This window comes from Acinetobacter sp. Ac_5812, from assembly GCF_013072695.1.
Taxonomy (GTDB): Bacteria; Pseudomonadota; Gammaproteobacteria; order Pseudomonadales; family Moraxellaceae; genus Acinetobacter.
Genome location: NZ_LXUK01000027.1, coordinates 440306 through 465587 on the forward strand (window position 1 = coordinate 440306; position 25282 = coordinate 465587).

The 25282-nt window shown below is 39.9% G+C and carries 33 protein-coding genes; 1 reads left to right on the forward strand and 32 read right to left on the reverse strand.

Features of this window, described 5'->3' with window-relative positions:
- Positions 1–8: 8 nt before the first annotated feature.
- From A7P55_RS22285 to A7P55_RS22415, 28 genes are all read right to left on the reverse strand, one after another.
- The gene (locus tag A7P55_RS22285; protein WP_171553853.1) at positions 9–1622 is read right to left on the reverse strand and encodes a hypothetical protein; all 1614 of its coding nucleotides are present in this window, start codon (positions 1620–1622) and stop codon (positions 9–11) included.
- A 2-nt stretch (positions 1623–1624) separates the two neighbouring features.
- Complete coding sequence (locus A7P55_RS22290) at positions 1625–3586, reverse strand: hypothetical protein (protein ID WP_171553854.1); 1962 nt, start codon at positions 3584–3586, stop codon at positions 1625–1627.
- Positions 3576–3992 (reverse strand): hypothetical protein, encoded by a 417-nt coding sequence (locus A7P55_RS22295; protein WP_171553855.1) that lies wholly within the window; start codon positions 3990–3992, stop codon positions 3576–3578. The genes A7P55_RS22290 and A7P55_RS22295 overlap by 11 nt, the downstream gene beginning before the upstream one ends.
- Positions 3992–6985: a tape measure protein gene (locus A7P55_RS22300; RefSeq protein ID WP_171553856.1), complete on the reverse strand. Its 2994-nt coding sequence runs from the start codon at positions 6983–6985 to the stop codon at positions 3992–3994. The genes A7P55_RS22295 and A7P55_RS22300 overlap by 1 nt, the downstream gene beginning before the upstream one ends.
- Before the next feature lie 96 nt (positions 6986–7081).
- The gene (locus A7P55_RS22305) at positions 7082–7399 is read right to left on the reverse strand and encodes a hypothetical protein (protein WP_171553857.1); all 318 of its coding nucleotides are present in this window, start codon (positions 7397–7399) and stop codon (positions 7082–7084) included.
- 11 nt (positions 7400–7410) lie between these two features.
- Entirely contained in the window at positions 7411–8223 is an 813-nt protein-coding gene (locus A7P55_RS22310; RefSeq protein WP_171553858.1) for a hypothetical protein, read from the reverse strand.
- Positions 8224–8381: 158 nt separating this feature from the next.
- Positions 8382–8663 carry a hypothetical protein gene (locus A7P55_RS22315; RefSeq protein ID WP_171553859.1) on the reverse strand — a complete coding sequence of 94 codons (282 nt, stop codon included), beginning with the start codon at positions 8661–8663 and terminating at the stop codon, positions 8382–8384.
- 90 nt (positions 8664–8753) lie between these two features.
- A complete protein-coding gene (locus A7P55_RS22320; protein ID WP_216078134.1) occupies positions 8754–9518 on the reverse strand; it encodes a DUF4882 family protein in 765 nt (254 codons plus the stop codon).
- Positions 9519–9642: 124 nt separating this feature from the next.
- Complete coding sequence (locus tag A7P55_RS22325; protein ID WP_171553860.1) at positions 9643–9918, reverse strand: hypothetical protein; 276 nt, start codon at positions 9916–9918, stop codon at positions 9643–9645.
- 77 nt (positions 9919–9995) lie between these two features.
- The gene (locus A7P55_RS22330) at positions 9996–10565 is read right to left on the reverse strand and encodes a hypothetical protein (RefSeq protein ID WP_171553861.1); all 570 of its coding nucleotides are present in this window, start codon (positions 10563–10565) and stop codon (positions 9996–9998) included.
- Between the two features lie 70 nt (positions 10566–10635).
- Positions 10636–11388 (reverse strand): hypothetical protein, encoded by a 753-nt coding sequence (locus A7P55_RS22335; RefSeq protein ID WP_171553862.1) that lies wholly within the window; start codon positions 11386–11388, stop codon positions 10636–10638.
- Positions 11381–11566, reverse strand: coding sequence for a hypothetical protein (locus A7P55_RS22340; protein WP_171553863.1), 186 nt, complete (start codon positions 11564–11566; stop codon positions 11381–11383). The genes A7P55_RS22335 and A7P55_RS22340 overlap by 8 nt, the downstream gene beginning before the upstream one ends.
- A gap of 7 nt (positions 11567–11573) precedes the next feature.
- Positions 11574–12014, reverse strand: coding sequence for a hypothetical protein (locus tag A7P55_RS22345; RefSeq protein WP_171553864.1), 441 nt, complete (start codon positions 12012–12014; stop codon positions 11574–11576).
- On the reverse strand, positions 12007–12507 hold the full coding sequence (locus A7P55_RS22350) for a phage virion morphogenesis protein (RefSeq protein ID WP_171553865.1): 501 nt from the start codon (positions 12505–12507) through the stop codon (positions 12007–12009). The genes A7P55_RS22345 and A7P55_RS22350 overlap by 8 nt, the downstream gene beginning before the upstream one ends.
- A 7-nt stretch (positions 12508–12514) precedes the next feature.
- Positions 12515–12952 (reverse strand): DUF1320 domain-containing protein, encoded by a 438-nt coding sequence (locus A7P55_RS22355; RefSeq protein WP_171553866.1) that lies wholly within the window; start codon positions 12950–12952, stop codon positions 12515–12517.
- Positions 12953–12960: 8 nt separating this feature from the next.
- A complete protein-coding gene (locus A7P55_RS22360) occupies positions 12961–13317 on the reverse strand; it encodes a hypothetical protein (protein ID WP_171553867.1) in 357 nt (118 codons plus the stop codon).
- A 10-nt stretch (positions 13318–13327) separates the two neighbouring features.
- Positions 13328–14401, reverse strand: a complete 1074-nt coding sequence (locus A7P55_RS22365) for a major capsid protein (protein WP_171553868.1) — start codon at positions 14399–14401, stop codon at positions 13328–13330.
- Between the two features lie 3 nt (positions 14402–14404).
- Positions 14405–14788 (reverse strand): hypothetical protein, encoded by a 384-nt coding sequence (locus tag A7P55_RS22370; protein WP_171553869.1) that lies wholly within the window; start codon positions 14786–14788, stop codon positions 14405–14407.
- An 11-nt stretch (positions 14789–14799) separates the two neighbouring features.
- Positions 14800–15759, reverse strand: a complete 960-nt coding sequence (locus A7P55_RS22375) for a hypothetical protein (protein ID WP_354667328.1) — start codon at positions 15757–15759, stop codon at positions 14800–14802.
- Between the two features lie 57 nt (positions 15760–15816).
- Positions 15817–17085 (reverse strand): phage minor head protein, encoded by a 1269-nt coding sequence (locus A7P55_RS22380; RefSeq protein ID WP_171553870.1) that lies wholly within the window; start codon positions 17083–17085, stop codon positions 15817–15819.
- On the reverse strand, positions 17086–18537 hold the full coding sequence (locus A7P55_RS22385) for a DUF935 family protein (RefSeq protein WP_171553871.1): 1452 nt from the start codon (positions 18535–18537) through the stop codon (positions 17086–17088).
- Positions 18538–18548: 11 nt separating this feature from the next.
- Positions 18549–19955, reverse strand: coding sequence for a phage terminase large subunit (gene terL / locus A7P55_RS22390; protein WP_171553872.1), 1407 nt, complete (start codon positions 19953–19955; stop codon positions 18549–18551).
- Positions 19945–20412 carry a DUF2280 domain-containing protein gene (locus A7P55_RS22395; RefSeq protein WP_171553873.1) on the reverse strand — a complete coding sequence of 156 codons (468 nt, stop codon included), beginning with the start codon at positions 20410–20412 and terminating at the stop codon, positions 19945–19947. Before A7P55_RS22395 ends, terL begins: the two co-directional genes overlap by 11 nt.
- A 46-nt stretch (positions 20413–20458) precedes the next feature.
- The gene (locus A7P55_RS22400; RefSeq protein ID WP_171553874.1) at positions 20459–21103 is read right to left on the reverse strand and encodes a putative metallopeptidase; all 645 of its coding nucleotides are present in this window, start codon (positions 21101–21103) and stop codon (positions 20459–20461) included.
- A gap of 39 nt (positions 21104–21142) precedes the next feature.
- Complete coding sequence (locus A7P55_RS22405; protein WP_171553875.1) at positions 21143–21352, reverse strand: hypothetical protein; 210 nt, start codon at positions 21350–21352, stop codon at positions 21143–21145.
- Between the two features lie 115 nt (positions 21353–21467).
- Positions 21468–21689 (reverse strand): hypothetical protein, encoded by a 222-nt coding sequence (locus A7P55_RS22775; protein WP_023269675.1) that lies wholly within the window; start codon positions 21687–21689, stop codon positions 21468–21470.
- Between the two features lie 109 nt (positions 21690–21798).
- On the reverse strand, positions 21799–22083 hold the full coding sequence (locus A7P55_RS22410) for a hypothetical protein (RefSeq protein WP_171553876.1): 285 nt from the start codon (positions 22081–22083) through the stop codon (positions 21799–21801).
- A gap of 66 nt (positions 22084–22149) precedes the next feature.
- Positions 22150–22347 (reverse strand): hypothetical protein, encoded by a 198-nt coding sequence (locus A7P55_RS22415; RefSeq protein ID WP_171553877.1) that lies wholly within the window; start codon positions 22345–22347, stop codon positions 22150–22152.
- Between the two features lie 298 nt (positions 22348–22645).
- On the opposite strand from A7P55_RS22415, the gene A7P55_RS22420 reads away from it, so the two are divergent.
- On the forward strand, positions 22646–22816 hold the full coding sequence (locus tag A7P55_RS22420; protein ID WP_171553878.1) for a hypothetical protein: 171 nt from the start codon (positions 22646–22648) through the stop codon (positions 22814–22816).
- Positions 22817–23340: 524 nt separating this feature from the next.
- Here A7P55_RS22420 and A7P55_RS22425 read toward each other — a convergent pair.
- The 4 genes from A7P55_RS22425 to A7P55_RS22440 form a co-directional block, all read right to left on the reverse strand.
- Complete coding sequence (locus A7P55_RS22425; protein ID WP_171553879.1) at positions 23341–23919, reverse strand: hypothetical protein; 579 nt, start codon at positions 23917–23919, stop codon at positions 23341–23343.
- 135 nt (positions 23920–24054) lie between these two features.
- Entirely contained in the window at positions 24055–24612 is a 558-nt protein-coding gene (locus A7P55_RS22430; protein ID WP_171553880.1) for a hypothetical protein, read from the reverse strand.
- Between the two features lie 2 nt (positions 24613–24614).
- Positions 24615–25022: a DUF1064 domain-containing protein gene (locus A7P55_RS22435; RefSeq protein ID WP_171553881.1), complete on the reverse strand. Its 408-nt coding sequence runs from the start codon at positions 25020–25022 to the stop codon at positions 24615–24617.
- A gap of 7 nt (positions 25023–25029) precedes the next feature.
- The gene (locus tag A7P55_RS22440; RefSeq protein ID WP_171553882.1) at positions 25030–25233 is read right to left on the reverse strand and encodes a hypothetical protein; all 204 of its coding nucleotides are present in this window, start codon (positions 25231–25233) and stop codon (positions 25030–25032) included.
- Between the last annotated feature and the right edge of the window lie 49 nt (positions 25234–25282).

The following is a 25282-nucleotide window of genomic DNA, read 5'->3' on the forward strand; positions in this document are numbered from 1 at the left end:
GTTTTAATTTAAATGTCTCGATCGATGTCACCACGGAACATAATTTGAAAGTTATCACTCAATGTTGTCGGCTCTGATTGCCTCACGGTACGAATACACCAGATCGGATACATTGATGCTACCGTATTGAACCGTAGAACATTATTTGAAGCCCATCCCACACCCCAACCATTTTTTTTGACTTTGAAATATGGGGAGTTTGTAGCTGGGTTAATCGGCATGCAATCATCATTGATGTTGCCTGTACCAATTTGACCAGCAACTTCACCAATAATTCTAAAGTTCGCATTATCCGTAAATACAAGTGCCCATCGTTCTTGAATAGATCCCTTGTTTGTTACTTCAAATGGGTAAAGCGCGTCATTGTAATTAGCGGATATAGATCCACCGCTCGGTGTATCTGCCCAGACATTATTCCATGTCCCTTGAACAAACTTTGATGTATAGCGGCTAAACATATCACCCACGACTAAAGCTGAACCTACAATTGAATTATCAGCATCATAGTTATGAGTTACCGGCTTGGTTAAAGTGATTTGTCCACTGATCTGTACATCATTGATCAATCCCATATCTTGATAGCGATATGCTGCAGATATCGGCGGTACCAGACTATTCAAAGCAAAATCCCCACTTAAAGTGACTTTACCAAAATCATAATCCACAACATACATGTCATAAGGTACTTTTACGCCGTTGCTGTCCTCAAGCTCACACCACGAAATACGCTGATCATCTAATTGATAGGCTTGGCCAGCAACATGGCTCGGCAATTCCTGCATTTTAGATGAAGCAATTACCCCAATGTCACCGACTCGGAAAATAGGAACACGTCCATCTGCAGGTAAGCGTGTAGCTGATAATCCCAGAATTCCTGAATCTAACGGGATATATGTATAAGCAATCGCGTTATAGCGTACGCTCGTTGCATCAATCCAATACGGCGCATTAACCCAAACCGTGTTCCCGCTATCTGTATAATCAAGCAAAGGATCGTACCAAGGCTCATTCACAATTTCAGGATGATCAGACTTTTTAGTTTTCTTGTAGAAATAAATATCTACAAAGCCAGTTTCGTAGTTAATAGATCCATGCGCCTCATCAGTTTCGATAATGCCCGCTTCATTGGCTGTAAGCGTTAATTGACCACCCGCCATAGCTGCCACAACAACTGTTAAAGAACCTGGGCGAATTGGGATTGTCGGAGTACGAAAGCTCACATGATGAATTGGCAACATGTCTGTCGTTGTTGTTAAGGCTTGCAATGTCAGTTGGTTGTCTACATTCGGTGTCCACGAATCAAACTCGGCAATACCGGTACCATATTGGATTGTGCCCGATTGCGTGCCACTACCCGTGGCACTATCAACATTGCGATACAGTAAACCTGTCCGATCAATAAACGTATCCGCACCAAGCTTGAACCGTACCGAATTAGATAAGATTTGCTCATCAAAACCTTGCGTCAAATCAAACTTAAGTTTGTCTGCAGTCACCGTAGTTGAGCTGCTTCCCGTGCCTGATGTGTCACGAAATTTGACTTGGATTGTCGTTGTATCAAATGCTTTTAATGTGATTTGCGATGGCACAACTTCTGATGTCTGCGGAAGATAAAAGCTCATGATCACCCCGAAGTATAGAAAATGATAGGTGTATACACTGTTGTGTAAATCGTTTTTTGCATTGTGGGTGTGACTTCACAAGCGCCAGTCGCATAAATGATGGTACCCATAACCGTTCCAAAATCATCAACTAGATTTCCAGTGGTCCCATTGATTGGCACATCATGCAAACTCACTATCCCTTCAGCTGCAGCACCGACTACTTTAGCTAAAGGGATCTCTAATCCCACTGAGCTTGGCTGAATTGCAGCACCAGTTCCAATCGTAAACATCAACTTGTTATTGGCATCAGGTGCTGAGTTCTTAGTCTGTGATTTACCTTCGCCGTAGTTGTACGTGATCGTAAAAACCGTGTTCTTTTGCGGTAATTTCTTGGGGATGATTCGACCTTTACCATTGTTAAAAGTCATCGATCCAATGGCATCACCTGTGAATTGGCCTGAACTATTTGTCGTTGCAGTTTTCTCAACGCCGTCCAACATCCATGTCACTGTCGCGCTAGAAATCCCGTTGTGAAATAACTGAAAATCTAACCCTGCAGGTAATACAGGTAAATCAGCTCTGGCAAAAGTTGTTATCGGACTACCCCATTGCAATAGAATTGGCGTTCCTACATCAGGCAAGGCACCTGTGGTCAATAACCACGTCCCCGTTGTATAGCTTACAGATCCACTGCCAATAGATTCTGTTGCCGCCACTAATCGCCCTGTTCCATTGTCTTTAAGCACATAGAATTTACCCTGTGACATAAACGAAATACTTAATGCACCTGGCGCAGGAATTGGCGTTAAAACTCCGGTCCAGTTGGTACCTTGATTTGCTGCAGTTACGGGAATTGCATAAGACTCAAAAGGCTGAACTGGCGCTGAAGCGGGTGTAAATACAACATTGATGATTGCATTGCCTGTACCTATTGCACTGGTCCACACAATACGCCCTGTTTGATAATCAATCGTACCAACCTGTGTTCCAGTCGGATTCCGCAATGTTCCGCCGTTATCTGAAATAGATTGGCCAAATAATATAAACAACATCGAACCAGGTAAAACACTTGAGCCAAGATATAAAGCCTGCCCTGTGTTCACATTAGTCGTATACTGAACATTGATAATTCCTGAGTTACCTGCAACCAATGCTGGATTTTCACTTACTGCATTTAGATCGAGCAACGGCGTTTCAGTTTGGGAAGATGGAATTAACTGAGAGAACATCGTTTTTGCAGGAATAGTAAAACTACCAATACCAACGTCATCCGCTAGATCCACACTGGCATAATAGATACCGGCATCAGCCACAACTGTGTCTCTAATCGTTGTTGCAGGTTTAGCATTGTTGTACCACTGCGTAGCAGATACACCCACAAAATCACGCGCCAACGGATCTTTAAAGCCATAAGTCGCAATCTTATATTCAATATTCGAGTTGTTTACACGGACAAAAGCCGTTCTAGTTTCAACACTTGTTAAACGTACATATTGAGTAAATTCATTAGCCGTTCCTTCACTAACAACTAAAACAATCGTGTCACCAACAGAGTTCTCAGCCTCATTTGTTGCCATAGCAACTTGAATTGCTTTCATTGCAGCATATGCTGTATCAAGCAAAGAACCGACTGCTTGTGCACCTTTAGCAAGATAACTCTCAACTCGGTTTTGTGCTGAATCACGGGTATCTGTATGTGAACGTGTGCTGAACAATAACGCCGACACGTTTGGATCATTGGGATTTTTTGAGACAAATACAGTTGAACCCATCAACGACTCAGTATCATTGTTATTAAGACCTGCATAGATCTTACGCATCGATACACGCCCCATAGTACGGTCTAGCTCAGATACATCAGGAAAAAGGTTATTACTTTCGCCGTCTACTACAACTTGGCCAGAATATTTACCACCGCCGTCCGGTGTATCAGTCTGGCGCTCAGACTTGTATAAAATGAGGTTATTCGTTTCAACCGGCATTTGGCACCTCTAAAAATTTAAGGGTGACTTTGTAATAATCACCCTCTGAAACTGTTGGAATCCCTTTGACCGGCTCGGCATTTATCGCCCCTTCTGTATGATTGAAAATCACATTGAATTGGCGTGTGTCGTGTGGATATTCAAAGACCAAAGTAAACTGCTCATCTTGCAAAGCAGACCAGTCCTGAAGCACGGATAAAACTGAGCGCTTAATCCATCCTTGGTTATCTGGAGGCGTTAAAGAGATTGGTCGACCAGATTTCTTTTTGCCTTCTTGAATGATCAAGGTCCCGTCCACGGCGAACTCTTGATTTTGTTCAATTGGCTTCCAAGCAAATTCATCAGACCATAAAAAACCGTCCTCAAGTGGGACGGTTTCATTTGTTAAATTACGTTTAAGTCTCATCACATCCTCTTTTTTGTTTGTTCCAATTGATTAAAGAAGCTATTTACCAAGTCTTGCTGTGATGGATCACCATCCAACTCAATAACATTTCCATCGAACTCAAATCGATAAACTTGGGTTTTAGGGTTTGGTGGGTTGATATCGGATGCACTTGGCATCTTAGGCGACTCAATGACAGGTGCTTTGATATTTGGAACTGAAACCGAGCTACCACCAGATCCGGATTTCTTACCCTCCCAATAACTCAGTGTATCCTCCATTTCTTTTAAAAGTGGTGTGGTGTGATCTGTAACAGAACCAGGTGTTAAAGCTTGGCGATATGCAAACAACATACCTTGTAGAGCTTTATCAGCTTTGCTTTTTGCTTCGCCTGCTTTCATCCCTGCAGCAATTAAGCGCTGTTCATAGTCCTTAGCCTTGGCATTCATATCATCCATGGCTTGACCAAGTCCTTTAGCAGATGAGGCTGCTTGTGCTTTACGTTCGGCATCAACCTTTTTCATTGCCGCTTCCCACTCATCCGCCGTACTTCTGGCTTCTTCACGGGCGACACGACCAAGATCCCGGAAACCTTGTGACGCAGATCCACGCGCCGTATCACCAACGTTGTAAAGTGCATCAACAATCTCTTGAGTCGACTTCACTGATGATTTGCCCGTTGCATCGATCTGAGCTTGTAAACCAACTGATGCACCTTGAGCCTTGGCATTTGCAATAACCGCTTGATCACCAGATGCAGTTGCAGCTTGCATTACTCGCTCATATGCTTGTTTAAGTCCATCAGATGTAGCTTGTCCACTGGCTTTCATTGTGTTGAAGTCAGCAATTGCTGAATCTGCAGCAAGCTTTAATTGTTCCTTGGTTTTAACGCCAAGGCGCTCAAATGCTTTACCCACCTCATCCAGATCATCAGGTAATTTGGCAGCGGCTTGCTTAATTGCAAACATACCCATTTCAACTTGTTTTGTGGAAATGACACCCTGATTCTCAAACTCCAACAATTTGGCTTTTGCTGCATCTATTTCAGCTTGGCTTTTGGCTGTTGCTAGCCATTTGGACCATGCTTGATATGTTAAATCTCCAGCTTGTTTACCAGTTGCGCCCATCAGTTCTAAGTTTTTAGTAAAGTCCTCAAATGCTTTACCTTTTGCACTAAATCCTTCGGAGACCTTGTTGAGCGCCACATCAATATCAATGCCTAATGCAGTTGCACCTTTACGACCTTCAGCTAATCGTGAATCAAGGCTTTGAACTGCGTTTCCGGATTCCTCCATTGCTTTGACAGTGGCTTTACCAGTTTTGTCAAACTCTATTGCTAAACCTTGTGCAGCGATTGCGGTTTGCAATGTTTTTTGGGTTGCAGCATCAGCGGCCTTAATGGTTCCATCTGAAGCTTTTAATTGAGAATCAACCCATTCTTGAGCCGATTTTATTTTTTCATCAGATATTTTTTTACTTTCAGCCTGATAATCTTTTTCCTTTTTATCAAGCTCAGCCAAACCTTTTAAAGCAGCATCTATGGCACCTTGATCCCCCGCTTTTCTGGCTTCAAGTAACTGTTGCTGTAATTTAATTCGCTCATCACTAATAGCCTTATAGTCCGATACATGCTTTTTCTCTTGGGCTGATAGTTCATTTAGAGTTTTAAGGTTGTTAGCAATAGATTCTGAATTCTTCTCATCCTGAGTCAAACTAATTTGCCGAATGGCTTCAACCCCAGCAGATTTAAACTCCATTGCGCCATCTGCAGACTTTTTGTAGTAGGACTGAGCTTTAGAACTCATCTCTTCAAAGTCTTTTAGTGCTTGTGCAGATGTATCACCGAAAGTAATTTTAGATTTCCAGTAGCTAAATGCTGCAGCTGCATCATAAGCCCCACCAATGATTAAATTGATACCAATATTTATTGCTTTGAACCCGTCACTCAAGAATCCAAATACAACATTTACAGCTTGCAGAGCCTTTGTAAATCCATTTGTTTTATCTTTCGCTGTATCCGCACCGCTTGAAAAATCAAAAATCAAACCTAGTGCAGTATTAAGAACATCAATAGTGATTTCAAAAGTTGAGCCAACTATTGAACCAACCGATTTAATTACATCATATGCAGATAATAATGCTGTTTTAAGTGCTTCAATTGTTGCAGGGTCAACCTTTTTAAGTTGATCACCAAACCATACAAAACCGTTCCCTATATCATTTAATAGCACTTCTACAATATCTAAATTGTCTGCAAGCATTGAAAGCCAAGATGCAACTGTTGAGGAAGCTCCGCTTGCTTGATCCATTGATCCAATGACGATTTGCCATTGGGTGGCAATTTTTTGCAAAGCATTCCCAATAGTGTTTGGCAATTCTGCATAAGCTGCTTCAATTGCACCCTTTTGGCTTTCAAGGGCCTTAAGTACGCGTTCCGCGCCAAGTTCGCCGTTTTCGGCCATTTTGCGCAGTTCACCAGTTGTAACACCTAAGCCTTTAGCAAGTGCTTCAGCAAGACCATAGCCATTTTCCATCATGCTATTGAATTCTTCACCGCGCAGAACCCCGCCCTGCATAGCTTGAATAAATTGCTGAACCGCTGCTTCAGATCCTTGAACAGATCCACCACCCAATTTAATGGCTTGAGTTACTGTTTTAGTTAAATCCAATGCCTGTTGCTGTGTCATACCCATATCTTTAGATACGGTATTTAACTTTGTGAAAAGTTCAGCTGTCGAATCTAGGCTTGAATTTGTAGTTAGTGCAATTTGGTGTACACCTGCTATTGCCGATGTAAAATTACCTGTGTCTTTCGTTGATAGCTGGATACGTGCTGAAAGATTCGCATAGCTATCAGCAGCCTCTGCAAGCTCCTTTACACCCAAGCCAACACCTAGCGCCGCCATTGCTCCAACAAGCGCATTCACGGCGAATTTTGCACCATTAATGCCCTGGTCAAAGCCAGTGGTGTTTGCACGCAAATTAAGTAAAAAGTCTAAACTATTTGTCGCCATACACTTTCCTCTGGACGAAAAAAAACCACCCGAGGGTGGTGGTATTTGAAACAAAAAAACCCGACTATGAGTCGGGTATATTTATTCTGCACTTACTTATTCAATCATGCTGCCACAGTGTTTACATTTTCTAGCATCATAGCGAATATATTCACGACAATCTGGACATTGAGTTTGTTGCACATTTCCTTGTTGGATTTGTGGCTGATGATGTGTATTTCTGGTTTGTGGTATATATAATTTCACATTACTACTTTTACAAGCACTACACCCTTTATTATTTCGGGCAACTAAATAATAAATAATTGCCAAAGGGAAAAATACAAAAAGCAAGATAATAAAAATCAAGATACTGAATTTGCCTTTTGCTACCCCAACATGCCCACAAGCCACACATTCCACTACATTAGCCATAAATCACACCTTTAAAACCTAAACCTAAAGCCAATTTTATACATCGGAGTTTCAGCATCGCCAAAGCTAACCGAATTACCATATTTTTCCTGAAATCCAAGTAAGCTTCCGCTCTTTTCTTCCTCGTAAATTCCATCATTCCACGAGCATGTACCAGAGCCTGAACTATCACTCCATGTTCCATTTTTACACAAAGTTTTATTCTCAGGATTACTAATTAGGCCACCACGAGAGCTACATTGAGTAGAATCTTTTCCATCAAACCATGACCCATCACCGCATAGGGTTTTATCATCATTTTTTTTGCTGCTGCTTCCAAGGGAGGTCGCACCATTACCGAAATAACCCTTATTTCCCGTTACATCAAACATCCACTTGTAACCAACACTGGCAAACAAGTCTAAATTCTTGAAAACCCCATAACCCGCTTCAACACCAATAGGTAATGAAATAAAATTCATATTGCTATTTGTAATACCTGAGTCTAGGCGGGAATAACCAATACCAGCTAAACCATTGAGATAAAATGCACCCCGACTATATAGATTGTAATGCATACCCAATGTACCCTCATAATATTCAGAATCTGATTTGCTATTCTGTGAGAACTCAAGCTTACCCCATAAACCATATTTTTGTTGTGGGTCTGAGCTAAAGCCCACAGCGCCACCATCAAATTTTAACTTTAGATTATTATCAAACTTAATATCAGAATGAGTATATTCCAGAGCTGCCGATAAACCCTGAGTTGGTTCAGCCGATGTTGCACAAGAAAAAATACTCACCAACGCAAATATCGTCGCCCCTATGTAAAACTTCCCCATGTTGTTCTCGATAATTTAATATTTGCTTACGCAATTTAACAAACCATTAAGTATGGAGCAATAAAAAACATCTCGGTTGAGATGTTTATATTAATTTTCATTATTTGCTGATAAGTATTGAACATCTAGCAATAATTTATTCTTTCATTTTTATTAACTCACTTACTACTTACATCAATTTTAAAAACTTTCTTATTGCAGATAACGACCGTATACAAAGACATATCTAACTCATATTTATATTCTGTAGCTGCACAAACAAAGCCGCCGTCATTGTATACAAAGTAACGAGGCTTAGCTTTACCAAGCTTTGATAGCATGCTTTCCTCTGTATCACCCAAGAAAACAGCCTCTGTCGATGTTCTTATAGACTTTGTATCATAAGCAAATGCACTTACAGATAATAAAACAGATAAAGCCCCTACTAATAAGTATTTCATTTAAGCAACCAGTTGTTATTTATCGCACATAATTTAGCAAAAGGTTGAAATGAAGTCATTAAAAAACCCACCGTAGTGGGTTTAACTTAATTAAATTGTATTCCCACAAATATCTTTAGTACCAAGTGGATAAGTATTTTGTAGTTTCAGGTGATCTGTGATTAGCTCAATGGAAACTTCTTTACCAAGGTTCGAAGAGTTACTTGCAAATTGATATTGTGCTGCAGCATTTGTAAATCCCAACTGATCAAAGTTAGTGTCAAATGATGCTACATACCCTTTGTTTACACCATTAAATATAATACCGACCTGTTTGGTGCTTGCATTTATATAAAAACCAAGAGTTTGATACCCGCTTGCTGTTACAGCAACTGGCAAATCATAGCTACTACCAACAAAATTCATAAAGAATCTAAACTCATTTTTATTTGGATTAGAAGCTGCATTATTTGTATAAATTAAACCTAATCTCTGGAACTGTCCTAGACTATTATTACCACTAGCTGCCAAAGGGAAAAAAGCTAATGCTTCATTGCCTGACAATAATGATGTCGGAACTTTAAATTTGTATTCAAAAGCAAATATTCCTGTTGTTGGAACATTGATATCACCTGCACCATGCCCAGCAATTTTATTATCTGCATATGCGGAACTAAATGCAGCATAAGCTTCTTTATCATTAGTCGCTTTGATATTAAAGCCAACTTTCTGGTTACTCACATTTGGGAATCTACTTACGGAGGAATCAATTTGAGCAATTTGCGAAGCAGTAGCGTCAAAGTTATATGTACATTCTGCAAAAGCAGTTCCGATTGTCACTGTACTTATTAACGCACCAATTATTAGTCTTTTCACTTCATTTACCTTTTTTATAATTGAATGAACAGTATAAATAAATCACTTTCAATATGTGTGAAATCGGATGAAATGCAGTCATTAAAAAAACCCGCGATTGGCGGGTTTCATTTAATACTAATTTTTAAACAATTTTCTGACAATAAATAGCTACAATGGATTCAAAACGAATACTTACCATATTATTTTTGTTTCTGTTCTTATCAAACATTTGATATCTAAAAGTTGACTGCTTTTTACCCTGAAATAAGAAATTTTCATAATCATACATAAAAGTGCTCAATCCACCCATCATATAGGTTTCAAAACTAATTACATTGGAGTTTGATAAGACAATTTGAACACTCGAATCGTTTCCGTTCTCATCCACTTCTAACTCTTTATTGTATTCATTATCCATACTTCTATGCTTCCTAGTTGTGTTTATAATTCATATAAACTTACATTATTTCATAGTTCTGTAAATAGTGATTTTGATTATTCATCCAACTGTTTTATATATTTATCCCATCCCTGTTGCTTCGCATTATTGGCCACACGAGTTGCAATTGCATACGATTTGATTTGCTGCCGTTCTGAAGCTTGGGCTTCTTTCAAGTAATGCATGAATGCGCCGTATGTCATGTTCATGATGTCATCGTGACTATGGCCAGACTTTATCAAGTAAGCGAATGAATGAAACCACGTGACCTCTTTTGTTTCTTTTTTTGTCCTATTCTGTCTTTTCTCTTTTATAAAGAAAGCTTCATTTACTTCAATGATTTTAAGTACAAGCTCGGCAATGGCCTTGGTTTGCGCAGTATTCTCGATAAACGTTTTAGGGTTTAGCGTTGTTACCATTGAAACTAAACCCATGATATTGAGTATCTGAGGCTCAATTAACGGCGTGATTGTTTCTATTGAATAACTTTCTATAGCATCTTTGATCTTAATTGCATAAACCGAGAATCGAGCTAAGTTTTTAACTTGAATCTGCTTCACTTCGATTTTCTGATCAATGAATGTGTGGGGCAATGATTCATTGTTTGCAATAAAAAAGTCATTCATAGAAATAATCCTGAAAGGTACAGGCACAAAAAAAGACGCTTATGCGCCCCTGTGCCTGTAGTTGTTGCGTTTACGGCGTTGACGGGATATTCACAAAGTGGCCATACAAGCCAAGCTTTGAATCGCTCGCTTTAGAAATATCAGAAAGTGCCTGACCTTGAATCTGGTATTGCCCAAGCTCTTCATGAATCAATGGGAACGTCACTTCTGGTGATTTCTTAGTTCGCCATAACTTCATAGCAACTTTGTTGCCATTCGCCGTGTTCACCCCTGCAAAATAAAGCAAATATTCCTGCTCTAAATCTGATGCAATTGTGGTTTGAGTTACGGCACCCGTTTTGAAATCCATTGTTAGCGGCATTGTTAAACCAGTAACATCGACAAATTTAATGGTTCCAAATGCGGGATCTAAAACATATTTGCTCGAATCTACAGTCACAGATGATGCAGTCGAATCTTTAACAACAACATCTGACAAGTTATAGGCTTCAAGCAAAATCATTTGATTGGCCACAACCGTACCTAAAGATTTACCTGTCACGGTTTCAGATGGGATTTCAAAGTTTTCACCAGATAGAATGTATTTAATATTCTCTGCATTTGCTTCTTCAATGGTACCCGAAAAAGTTACACCGGTTGTTTGAACCATGGTGAAATCGGTAGTTCGCTGCCCCGATGTACTTTCTTGATGCTCAAGAACATCGGCTGTAATTTCAACTTCAAATTCTGGCATATTGCCCAGCTCTCGAAGTGCACCAACAACACCGTTAACGATCGGGGCTAAATGAAACATACCCTGTAATGAAATATAGTCTTTAGCCATCTAGTTTGGCCTCCGTTTTAGTAGGTTTTGCTTTGGGTGTTTCAACTGGCTCAGGCACATGTTCTTTAATGTTTCCCTTGCCTAAATGTTCCAGAATCTCTGAATCAGATAGACCTGCTACAAAATCACCTGGTACGAATCGCCCGATTGGTTTTACTGCTTCATATAGCTTGGACATAAGGACCTCAAAAGCTATTAATTAATTGACACTCGAACAAATATGGCAACCACAATTTGCCCGCTGCTGACATGTGTTGCACACCAGCATTTGCTCTCTTGAATTGTTTGAACCCTGCCGTTTGAGGGTTAAAACCTTGCATACGTTTTAAAATTTCGATGATCATCGGACTAGCTGCACTACGAATCAGCGTTGTATCTTCAAACTGTGAACCTGCTTCCTCAACACACAAAACAATCAGCCATTGTTGATACACAACACTTGCTGAACCGTTACCTACTGACTCTCCAACTCGATCATCCACATAGATGATGCTGATTGACGGCGCTACCGCCGAACACTCAAGCATGTCATCTACCGAGAACGGCGTGTAAATGGCTTGGATTGAGTCAATTCCTTGCAGTCGCTCTTTGATTATTGTCTCTAATGCAAAATAGTTATCAGGCATCTTTTAAGAGCTCCTCCAAATATTCCTCAATCGCGATCAGCATGTTTTGTGCATCATCTTCCGAAACACCGAAGATAGGACGTGCTGGAACAAAGATTGATTTGCGTTTTACCCAGCCACCTGTAGGAGTTTTGAAAGTGAGATATGGCTTGCTTTTAGCTCTAATGGTTCCGCCGTAATGCATCAGCTTTGCATATAGAACATCAGTGAGAATTGAAACGCCGTTTTTATTAAGTCGAGTACGGATCGAGTTTAATAATCGTCCCGTATCTCTTAATGTTTGGCCTTTCTGAGCGATAGCCCGCCATGACTTCTGCCAAGGTCTACCATCTGGAGCCACACCACGCTTAAAACGATCGTGTACACCTTCAAGCAAAATATCTCCCAGCTCGTCATAGAGATCTTTATGATCTCCAGCTTTCGCCTCTACCTTGCGCAGCCAATCCTGAATTTTTTCCTGACCTTGAAAGTAAAAACTCTGTTTATCTGCCATGGTTGCCTCACTTGATGCTTGGCATCTGGTTTAAAACCTCGTCACTAAAAACACCGCCTCGGTAAGTTGTGCCGATTGGCATAGTGGCAGGTGATTTAGCAGCAGGTTTAACTTCTTCAGTTGTTGGATTTTTAACAAGTAAAACGTTTGTGCCTTTTGAAACGCCCTTTAGATAGCTCATCGCATCCTCATAACGTCTGCGGACTTCTTCAGATGCTTTACTTTTCCAAAGTAAGTAACGGGCGATATCACAGACAAAGATTTTTATATTGTCAGGTGGGTATTCAAGCGGGATTGCATACTTGGCACCAATCCAACCGTCAATGATTGATCCTGCATCCGCTATGGCAGCTTCAACAGACTCATCCCCCATCAAATAACGCTCTAACTGTGATATTTCATTCAGGCTGTAACGCTTCACCATGTCATCACGTGTTGCGTACATAGTTCACCTTACTTGGTATCAGTTGCGCCCTTATCCGCTGCTTTCTCAGCCTTAGGTGTTTTAGCTACTGCAGCAGCTAAATCAGCTTCAAGTTTTGTTACTTTGGACTTCAGATCCGCAACTTCGCCTATGGCTTTGTCCTTCTCTTCAATCAGTTGCTTATTGGTGGCAGTCAGGTCCGCTACTTCACCCTTAAGTTTTTCCAATTCATCTGATGAATCATCTGACGGCGTTTGTTCTAGTGCTTTGTATTCTTCAATAGCGCCAGATGTTAAAAGGGCTTGAAGTTGTTTATCTTCAAGCCCTTCTATTTCCTGCCCTGGTCGGAAATGACCAACGGATTGTTTTGCAATGTACTTTGGCATTTAATTCTCCTTATACAAAACCACGACCGCCAACCAAACCATTCTTATTGTTTGGTACAGCGAGTGGTGAAGATTCAGCCAGCATTTGGATACTTGATGGATTCTTTTCCTGCCATTGATTCAAGAAAAATTCTAAGGGTTGACCAAAAGCTTCAATATTCTGAATCGCACAATGAGCAATCCAACCGTTGGCATCTGTCACCATGCCGAAGAAGTCTTCAGGAATGAAACGCTCTACAGCCCCATTCATATTGTGGGTACCGTCATAAGTCCAAATTTGTACGTTATCAACCGTACCTCGGAACTGCGGTTTAGATGGATCATCAAATGTCGGTGTAATCGGCACGCTAATGGAAGCATAAGGTTTAATGAACTTTTCCTTAAACTCATCATTTTGGATTAAGGCGTTAAATACTTTGGATGAGGTCAATGCCAGATTCGGTGCAACACCAGCATATTCAACAGAAATATTGATCATGCTTTGCATATCTTGTACTGGTGAAGCATTTGCAAGATTCCACTTCACTAGCGGTGCAAAGTTACATGCAGGATCACGGTTGTAGTCAACAGTATATGAGGGGAAATCTGCCGATGCGAATGTAGTTTTGCCATAGAGCAAAACATCACGGGCAATTAGTAGTTTTCGGTTTTCAATCGACTGACGTAAATAAATCGCCTTTTGAGCCTGATCAATTAACAGCAATTCAGCATCACTTAAACGATTCGATCCTGTAGCAACAATACCATAACGGCGTAACTGCGTTACTAATGCAGAATCCTGAACATCACTAGGTACAATGGTCACCATTGGCTTTAAGTAAGCTGGTTTAACAAAACCAACTTTGCCTGATTCTGCCACATTGATTTGGCGACCTGCAACATTCGGGCTAACAAACGGCGCAAGTGGTGTGGCTGTATTCAACTCACCTACAGGTACTTCTTTTTTAGAGTAAGAAACCCGTTGAGGAAAGAAACGATCCATCAACCATGTATCTACTTTTTTAGTGGTGTCTGTTAATAAAACAAGCTGAGGAATATCCAACAGCTCTACTGGTGCATTTTGAAATGTAAAACTAACGCTCATGATTTACCCCACGACTTTGCGTAATTCGATTTTGTTCTTGAGTCCCTGTGCTCGGACTGCATCCAACTGATTGGTAGTGAGCTTGTTACCATTAACTGTTACCACAGCAATATCAAAAGCTCCCTGCACATAAATCGGCATTTCAAGCCCATTTGCTGCATGGTAAGAGGACTGCTCCGCCGTCATCTCCTCAATGACAATAGCATGCCAGTCGCCCACCACTCCGCTTGTAACCGTAGGATGCGAGGCAACATTTGCATCGCTTACCGCAATAAGGTCACCACGTTTATAAGCTGTTGCCGTTGTTGGTTTAACGTTTTCGGTTCGTACACCATCACCAACCACAAGTTGGCGACTTTCGATAGTTTGTGTAATTGTGCTTCCCATGATTGGTTCCTTTATTTCTGTGCTGCTGCAAACTGGTTAAAAGCATGATCGAGTGTTGAACCTTGTGCTTGACCAGCGCCTGCTTGCCCACTATTAGCCTGATGAGTAAATAGGTGTGCTAATACAGGATTTGTTTGATTCGATTGCGTTGTAGATGGTGTTTGCTGTCCACCTACAGAGAATTGGCGAAGTTGCTTAGCAGCAAAAGCAAACGTTGAATCGTCCATTGCTGTATATGCAGTTTTATCCTCTGCACTGAATTGAGTTTTCAACTCAGTTTCAAGTGCAGCGATATCTTCAGTACGTTTCGTTTCTTTGAACTGCTTTAATTCAGTTACAGCATTGTCACGTTCGGTTGTAAGCTTTTGATTATCAGCTTTCAGTTGTTCTAACTCTGTCACGTCGGTGTCCTCTTGCTTGTTGAATTGTTTAGGGGTGTGGCTTGCCGCTACTGCAGACGTATTGTCATCAGCACCAAGCGCACAAAATGAAACTTCACGGATAACGCCGTTGCGGAAAATCGTGACTGGTCCTTTAAGTGTCCGACCATTTACAACGACTTCACCTTTTTCAAAAACTTCAATTGAACCAGGCACGATATAAACAGACATTTCCCACGGATAACCCTCATCACTGTCTTGGGCAACTTCTTGTCCATTCTTGTTAGAGAGCAAATCCCCTGCGACTTTTAAACCGTTTTGATGATCATTTGTGGTACTTCGTACAACACCTGCACGGCGACCTGGATCATGATCGATCAAAGCTCCTAAGGGGGTTTTCATTTTGATTGTGTCCAGATCAAAGATCACATCACCCCAGTAGTAATGGCTTTGAATCACTTCACCACTGTATGCAACACCAGTAAAGGTTCGCTTCTTTCCTTCCTCTGTTGATTTCTCAATATCAAAAAGGTTGGTCTTAAACTGGTACGCTGAGATGGGCGGATCTGGCTTTTCATTTATTCCTGCCACTTTTCTTTCTCCATAAAAAAACCGCCTAATACGGCGGTTTCATTCATTAGTAAATGACTAATACAAACTGAATGCATTCTGATTTGCTATGAAATAGCGCACAGCTTGCTTATCTGTTCTTTTTAGTACGAGTTGATCATCTGAGTTACTAACCACCTCTAAACTCAAATCAGGGGCTAATAGTGAACCATCCATACTGCTAATTTTGCTCAGATCGATTGCTACACCCTTCGCATCAAGAATGATGATTTGTTTGCCAACTTTCTCAGCTTCTCGGAACAATGTTGGGGTTTTAATTCCTATCACATTACCTACAGTTAGGTTTAAATCATCAATGCCACGGATTGAGCTACCTGTGAGCTTGTGCGCCGTGTTCTTGGCGAAACTGAAAAGCCGGTTAAAAGCACCCATGATCTTGTCCCAAATGCTTTTTCCTATTGTTCCATGCTGATCTTTCTGAATCTCAGACTGCTTAAGCAAGGTTGTCAAAGCATTTTCATCTGCCAGATCCAAGGTGATACGCAAGTCACTAGGGCGGATATTGGGATCTAAATTAATCGTTTTATCAACCATTTCATCCAACTGGCCGCGCTTTACTTCGTCAACATCTGAAAGACTTGTCTTGATTTGCTTGATGGCTTCTGTCTCTATCGCTGATTCACGACTAAAGGTTTCAATAACACGCTTTTCATCTTGAGTGTTCGACTGACTGGCCAGACGCGAATTGAGAATGCTTTCAGGATGCTGATCATAATTAGATGGCTGAAAGGACCATCCTGAATCAGGTTGAATACTCGGCAATTCATCATCTGGCGTAACCCCTTTTGATTGAGCTTGCCTTTCAGTTAAAGCTCTTGTTGTGCAACGACATCGATAACCATTAGGCGGGTAATATGTTTGCCAGAATGGATCTTCTATATGCCTAATAACGCCGTCCAGAGCTAAATGACTTGGTCTAACTCGACTGTCATTGATTGCCATATATTCAAGATAAGGCCGTTTCTCCTTATTACGTTGCTGATGTAGCCATTTACCGTGGGCATAAGCGTTTTGGGCATTGGTCCTGAACACATTATCTAATTGTGCCTCAGATAAACTAATACCTTCTGCCTCTACTAGATTCTGAAAATCCTGAAAGGTTCCACCAGTTTCAACCGTCTTATAAACGGCGTTTAATACAGATTTGATCTGATCCAAACTCGCAAGCCCACTCACCGTTGATGCATATTGCCTTGAGTTTAGATCAAGCAAGTAATACTCAGCAGGCAAAATCACATTACGAGCTCTGGCATATACCAAAGCCTGTAAGAGGGTCATATTATCCATTTAACGGCCCTCTTTAGAGTGAACATAACCAAGAATATCTGCAGCAAATAAAGCTCGGTCCATAAGTTCATTAAATTGCGATGTATCTGCACCACCAGACAAGGCAAACAACTTTTCTTGCAAATCCTCAATGCCCGTACTATTTGCAATCAGTTCCTTGATCACTGCATCTGAGAGTAACTGCATTTTTGGATCAGCTAGTTCATCAAGCTCTTGCTGTTCTAGTGTTAGATCTTTAACGCTTGCGGCAAAGCTAAATGGTAGATTTGGTATTGCCTTAAACCGTTGTTCAGGCTGTCCTTGTGGAAGCTCAGCAACATCCCCGTCCTGCAAACCGTACTCTCGCGAGAAATATTGCTGTGTTAGGTTTGCTCCAGCATTTTTAAGCTTTACATCTCGCTCAGCCTGATCAGTATTGATCTGCTTTGTTTTCTCGCCTAAATAAACTTCATGCTTAGGCCAGTTATTCAAAGCACATAAGGCATTTACTGTAGCTTGAAACGTTGGTGTAACCAGACGAACATCCGCATTCAGTTTATCCTTACGCACATTCTCATGGACCTGACCTAATGCACGACTCCCTGTGCCATCGGTTCCACTTGTCAATGTTTGGCCAAGAATCACTTTCTGGATCTGTCGAATAAGCACATTATTGAAGGTCTCAAACGATGCACCTGCTGTACCATTTGAGCCCGCAGTTAATACTTGCACATCATCCTCTGAATCAATCGACAAAACACTTTGCGCATGAGCATTAAGCAATGCCTGATTCATATCATCCGTTTCTGATTCTTTGCATTTCCCCAATAAAATGGGTGTACCAAATCGTTCTAGAAACTTTGCCCAAAACTTAAATCCATTTTGCTTAAAGAAGTTCAACCAGTACAACGTTGCCAACAATGCTTTGCCGTATGGTTGCTCATACGTTGCCTTGCGCCTTGTCAGAAAGAATTTCAGCTTTTGATCAACAACAATCTCTCGACCATTGCCCTCAGGTCTATAGATCAAGCGGCCATCATTTTTTGGTTCAAACCACTGCATTGGCTTTTCACCAATCCACTGAAAGCCAATGTGACCTTCTGGTTTTAATTCATAAACAGCCTCTTGAACCGAATAGCCAAAAAAAAGCGCATTGATTGCGCCTGTTGCTACTTCCGTAAACCACTCTTTAAGCTCCTGCATGAGCAACATTGCCTCAGGTGTGTCACTTGGCTCAATTCGAAACGGCGTTGAAAGTAGAGCATCAATCCGAGTTTCCACAGCCTGAGCAATCTCATCATCATCAAATAAAATTTTGAGACGGTGGCGAGAAATACCCGCTTTACGAAGTACTTCATCAATATCAGGCTGCTTACCCAAGCTATAAAGCATTGACACGGCGTTTTGTTGGAATAAGCTCCCACTAGACAAAGCCTTTTTAGAAGCTTTGTCTTCTTTCTTAGACTTTGCCATTTTCATACCTTTTAAAATGTTCGACTTCCTGCAGTTGCAGGTTTCTTAGCTTGACGAGATTCATTTAGATCATTGAATGCATCACTACATCCATCGACCTGATCATCATGTTTTGCATTTGGGAAGTTTCTTAATTCTTCAATCAGTGCCTTATTCCATTCACCACGAAGCATTTTCACATTCCCAACGTTGACTTGAGCTGCAAATGGTTGAGCCCTAGTGATCTTGTCACCTGAGACAGGTTCAGCTTTAACTTTGAAGCCTGATAGTTTTGCTACAAAGTTTTTTGCTTGTGATTTGCCTGCCTGACCAGGATCTTGTGGCAAGCGAATGTAAACGCCTTTGCCATCCATCTGCGCCGTTTGAGTAATGGTGTTTTCCACGCCATCTGGTCCCCACCGACCACGAACCATGTCTGTAATGTAGATCGTATTATCTGGTGCTTTAGCCAATTTAGGACCCGCCGTGTAATCGCCTTCATTCTCTGTTGCAGCCAAATCCCAAGCTCGACACTCTTTGATGATATCTGTTGGAATTGCATCAACAATCTCGATTCTATCCGGCTTAAAAAATCCACCTGCAGGTGGTGCAGGACGTTGCAGATATTGACCAGAAAAGACATACGGCGATGTCTCTTCCATAACTCTTAATCGTTGAATTGTGTGCTTAGCAGGCCATAAAGCTGAGCCATCATCTTGAATTGCAGCAAGACACAAATGTTCCCATTCTTCACCATTTCCGCCGTCTAATAGCCATCCTGCTAAATCTTCTTCATGCAACCTTTGCATAATGACAATGATCGGCGTATCAGGTGAATTGGTACGGGACTCAAGCGTATTTTGGAACCAATCAATCACCCCATCACGGATAGTTTTTGATTTAGCTTCACTTGCCTTGTGTGGATCATCAATAATGATTGCTCCACCAAAGCTATCTCGAATCTTACCAGCTCCAAATCCAGTGATAGTCCCGCCTGTACCTTGTGCATAACAAACGCCACCTGCTTTGGTGCGCCAGTCATCCTTAGCCTTGCTATCATCCCGAAGTACAAAGTCAGGGAATACTTTTTTAAACGCCGTTTCCTGCACCAAATTACGTGTTTGAAAGGCATTATTTGCAGCTAGGGTTGCCGAATAACTAATGTGGATGAACTCACTATCTGGTACTTTCCCGAAGCACCAAGCCATAAAATTGATAACTGCTAGCTCTGTTTTAGAATAACGTGGTGGAATATTAATAATTAAGCGCTTAGTCTCGCCGTTAAAAACCTTCATGAGTGAATCACACACAACCCGATGGTGCCAATTATGAAGCCATTTGTATTTACGGCGCTGTTTAAACATATACCGTGAAAAGAAATAGAGATCTTCTTGGGCTTCAATTTGGATTGCTAACTTGTAATCAGTTTCAGTAATCATCTAATGCCTTTTTCCTTGCCTCTAGATAGCTATTCACATTTGTATTTGAATTCACTGTTTCTACAGGCCCGCCGTTTGCACCAGTTACCTCCTGACGATTGGTAAACAACCCACCCATCTCTTTTGCGGCTTGTTCGGTCCATTTGGGAATCAACACGGGGTTATCTGGATATTTCTCTACCAAGCCTTGTAATAGCTGCAGACGGTAACGTTTGTTGGCAATTGGAATTGCTTCTAGTTCTTCGTTTGCTAAACGGCGATATTCAAAGAATTTGTCTCTTAGCTCTTGGCCTAAGTCCTGCCCCATTCTTTTTGTGGGATCATATAGCTCACATTGCTGTGGGCTCACTTCAATATTAAAAATATCTTTAACTGCTTTAGATGTACTTGTCGGGGTTTCAAACTCAGCAAGCATCCTCACGATGAACAGTTTCACCTTTTTTGTAATACGTGCCATTTCAACCATTCCATCAAGGTACATCAAGGTAGAATGGCAAAAAAATTTAAACCACTCTTAGAAAGCAAGTTCCACAGGCATGATAGATATCGGCCTTTGCCACTGTTGGCCGTTGATTTGCAGCATTTACCATTTCTTGAACTTCCTTGTTTGCTCCATAACGGCGAACTACGCCCGTGAATTCTTCTACATCATGCCCTTGGATCGTCAACTTAGGCTTACCCGTTTCACGGTTATAAGATGGTATGCCCCATTCATCTTTCTTATGTGCGATATGGTAAAGCTCATGTTCGATCAGGGCACAGAAATCAACATCATTAGCATGCTGGGCATACGTTGCATCAATCGTGATTAAGTAATCAGGCAAATCATTGAACCATTGATAAAACTGCTCTTCTTGCCGCTCTTTCTTCCATCCACCCGCATTAATCATAATCTTCTCAGTTTGACCAACCACAAAACGACCTTGTTTCTGAAATCCACCTTTCGCCCACATCACGGCGATCTGAGGATAATAGAACGCTCCAAGATGAGCATGATCAGAATTAAAAAGCTTATGTTCAGGATTGAGAAATATAGATTTTATCCATCGCCATAATTCCGGTGCAGGTGCAAAGTTTGGAGTGTCTTGTGCAAAGATCCATTCTGGTGGGTACGGACGCTGCTGAATTACAAAACCTACTTCATTCATAAATCTCACCCATTAAAAAACCCACCGAAGTGGGTTTTTTTACTCTATATAGTAACTATTTCCATCTGAACTATTGAAAACCCAATCCAACGTTGGATAAATAATCTCACCCTTTATCAAAATATATTCAACTTTTGGACTCTGAACCCGAGTTGAGTGAATAATATTAGTAGTCTTTACTTCTGAGTAGCTGGCCTGTGCCTTTCTTTCTTTACCTTGGAAATCAATAATTGTAATGTCTTTTAGCATTAATATGCTCCAATTTAATCAGTCATACTATGCCTAGCTATGTATATATACAAACATTAAATTATGAACAATAGCAACTTATTAGATTCATAGACAATTTAGCAATTAATTAACTTCACCCTAACTTACTAAGGATTTCTTCAACACGACTTTTCACTTCATCGACACTAAGATCCTGACAAATCCAAAAGCTATAAACTCTATCGTTTTTTACATAGATCTGCTTAAAGTACACGGAAGATTTCTTACTATCGATCTCCCCAGCTTTAAATTTTTTTTTGTTTAAATCTACTCTCGTTCCATCTAAATCACCACCAATACATAATTTCAAAATCATCACCACTTAGATTGAATGTTCACCTTATCATTTGTACATCTTCTTAATCAGACGGTTCGCCTAAAGCGTACTCTAGCCTTAGTTTTACCTCAATCGGCAATATACTTAGCTAATTTTCACCCAACACCTCATCCATCTGGATCTGCAACATCTGCTTAGTCTTTATGAGCATTTGATTAAACCACTCAACAGACAGTGAGCGGTTCATTTTTTGGAACTGGTCATATTCAATATGGTGATTTCTGCACAATGGAATTGAATAAGAATCACTAGAATTGAAAGCAAGCTCATTGAAAATAGTTACTTGATTACTTTGTGCAGCATCTACAGGAGAACCACCACATATTACACATGGCAGTCGCTTGATTTCACTTAAAAAAATTTGTGAGCGCATTTCGACAACCTCTCTTTTAAAACGCATACATAACACTAAAAATTATGACATCAAACAAAAAAGGGCTTATTGATTATTCTTCATTTGTCGGTGCCTCTTATAAAGGCCAAGAATTTTTTTTCTAGCTTTAATATCATTTTCACTAAATGGGAGATAAAGCATAACTTGATCAATGGTTAGAGAATTATTCTCTAAAAGATATGCATCTTGATCATTTGACCAACTAGAATCATGCACTTTAAAATCTTTTTGCTTTCTTTTCATTACGGTAAATACTTTTTAATAATACTCAATAAATATCACATTTTAGGAAGTTGTATTTATTTAAATAATAGATTTGTGATATTTGTGTACACGCCCTTGAAATCTTAAAAAGGTATTAGAGCTTTTTAAATGATAGTAATCAACAAGTAATATATATCTGATTTTATTTAAGAAACATTTAATAGATATATTCTTTAGTTTACCTACATATTCCTACAAATACCTCTTAAAGCTACCGTAATGTAAGCAGAATAACAGCGTACTATGGGCACTCCCCAACGCAAGAAAGAAGATTAAAATGTCTGATTTTAAAGATTTTTCCAAAAAAGTAACAAAAGATCAATCACCGTTATTACAAGCTAATGAACACACACAGGTAAATGTACCTAACACCCCTCAACAAACCCCAAAACCAGAAGACTCCTCAAAACCAGAGGATTCAGAAGTACCAGATCCTAATAACAAATAATTTCTTATTATCAGTATTCTAGAATGCGATTCTTAGGAGTCTGATACTATAGAGAATAAATTAGTGCACTGATTTATTTTTAAAATTAATTATCTTTATCAATTTAATTTGTTTAGTTGTTTAAGAAATTACATCCATTCATTCCCTAAAATTGATATGACTAGTCTCTCAGATATGAGGGGCTTTTTTAATTAATACTTATAAAGTATCCATCAATTATGTTTAAAACTTCAGTTATAAAAAAAACCATCAAAAAATTAATCTGATGGGCAAAAGGGTTCAATTTTAACGATGTCACAATCAATTAAACCCACTGTAGTGCTATCGGCTAGAAACACTACAGCCCCGTGAATTTAATGAATTAAAGTTGAATCAACAGGCATACTTCTTGGAATTTGACAATAACAAAACAATGATTACTTAAAGTTTACGGCCAATGCTTTGTTAATTAGATAAAAAGCCCCACCGAAGCAGGGCATAAAAGAAAGCCTCTCGAAGGAGGTCTTTTAATTTACAATTTAATCTTAATTTAGGATTTTCAAATTCTCTTTCCTGTAAGTTTCGATTAAATCATTAATACTATCAAACATGACTTTAGACCGTTCTGAAATCGACATATATTGATTATTAAAATCATCTTGCATAGCATTTATGAATCCATGAGAGGTGGTTAAGAACAAATCAACCTCTGCGTTCAATGCATTTAAATCTGCATATTTAATATTTGAATTTAGGACTCGTAATTTCCAAAATATCTTAAAAAACTCTTCTCGCTCGCCTACATGAATTTCATTTTGCGTGGTTGGAAATCTATTAACAATGAAGTTGATATCACTTACAAGTGCTTTAATTTCCCTTAAGTCTTTATCTAAGCTTTCTGCGACATACTTCTCACGCCAGTCACTATAGAGCATCAAAGCTAAAAAAAGTGATGTAATGCTAACACTAAATGTAACTATATCCCTAAAGTTGAAAGTATCTACTGTTGGGGTTAGGTGATTAAACAATTTATACCCGCAAACATAAAATAAGAATGCCATCATAAAGATTATTAATAGAAAGCAGACTTTCTCAGCAAATGTTGTATTGAACTTTGTTGGCACAACTTGATACCTTGTTTTTTATTATGCTTATTATAACAAAAAAGCCCATCATTTGATGAGCTTTAAAGTGTCAGTCTCGGATAAACCGTAATACGACCAGTATAGAAAAACTATACCCTAGTTATCAGAATAATGCTAACTATTATTTTTAATTGCTTTGTAAGTATCTTTCTTATAATTTTCAATTGATTTCGATGCCTCATCAATAGCCGATTCAATCGACATTGTTATTAGGTTTTCGTATGGCTTCCATGTTTGACGATATGAACTTTCAGACATTTGGTTTTTAGCAATACCCGCATACATTAACCGACCTTTCGCCGTGTAGTTTTCCTCTAATTCAGGATTCAATGCAAAATCAATAACCATTCGAGCAATTAGCCATGCCAAATGATACATTGCAATCCCTTCGGGTTCTCTTTTCTTATCAGCAACGGCGTTTTTTAAAAGAATATTAGCTAAGTGCTGGCGAACATACTCATAATCACTTTGCGCTTTACCTTCAAACACAATCAAAGCTGTAACCGACTTTGCAAGCTGGGTATCCATTGAAGCAATAGCACCCAAGCGATCTTGATAATCCAAAGGTTTCTCTCCCGTTCCACGGACATTAGGTTCTAGGTTTGGTGAACTCGCCGTCAGACCATGAGTCAACCATTCAAATTGTTCAAATTTAGTTGCTACTGTATTCATGCTCATACCTCTTTAATATCAATGCCGTGAACCGTTTTCATTAAGTGTTTTTTAGTGCGATAACTTGGAAGCTTTCTTGTTGCTGCTGACTTCACATCTTCAACTATGTATTTCTCTGCTATGTAATAAGTGAAATCAGCGAAATAACGTATTGCTGGCTTTGCTCTCTTTTCCCCTTCAATTTTGGTTTTTGGTGCAAGTTCAAATTTTGTGTGGTGCTCTAACCCGAATATCTCCCCTTTTTGCTGTAATGCTTTTAGCTCGATGTATCGCTTGTGTTCCTTTTTACTGTCGAAAGTCATTCCATCCAGTTCAACCTTTTGGGCATTGAATTTATTGCGCTTCAATTTTTTAGCCTTAGGTTGTTTAAGGATCTCACGGCGATATTGATCAAGGCTCATTGATGTCATAAATCAGTTAACCCTTTCCAACTTTTTCAAAACAACCATCTAATCCATAATAAAAAACTCCACGTTCATCTTTTGCCTTGAGTATTGATTTACCAGATCTAATGCCTCGCTTAATCGCTACTAGACGCAATTCTCCTTTTGGTTTCCACCCTGCTTGAATCTCTGCATCTCGATCAGGTTTCACTAGATCACCTACCCGCAAATAACTCATGCTGCAGCTCCTTTTTGTTTAAAGCCAGTTTCCGCTAATTGTTCAGACC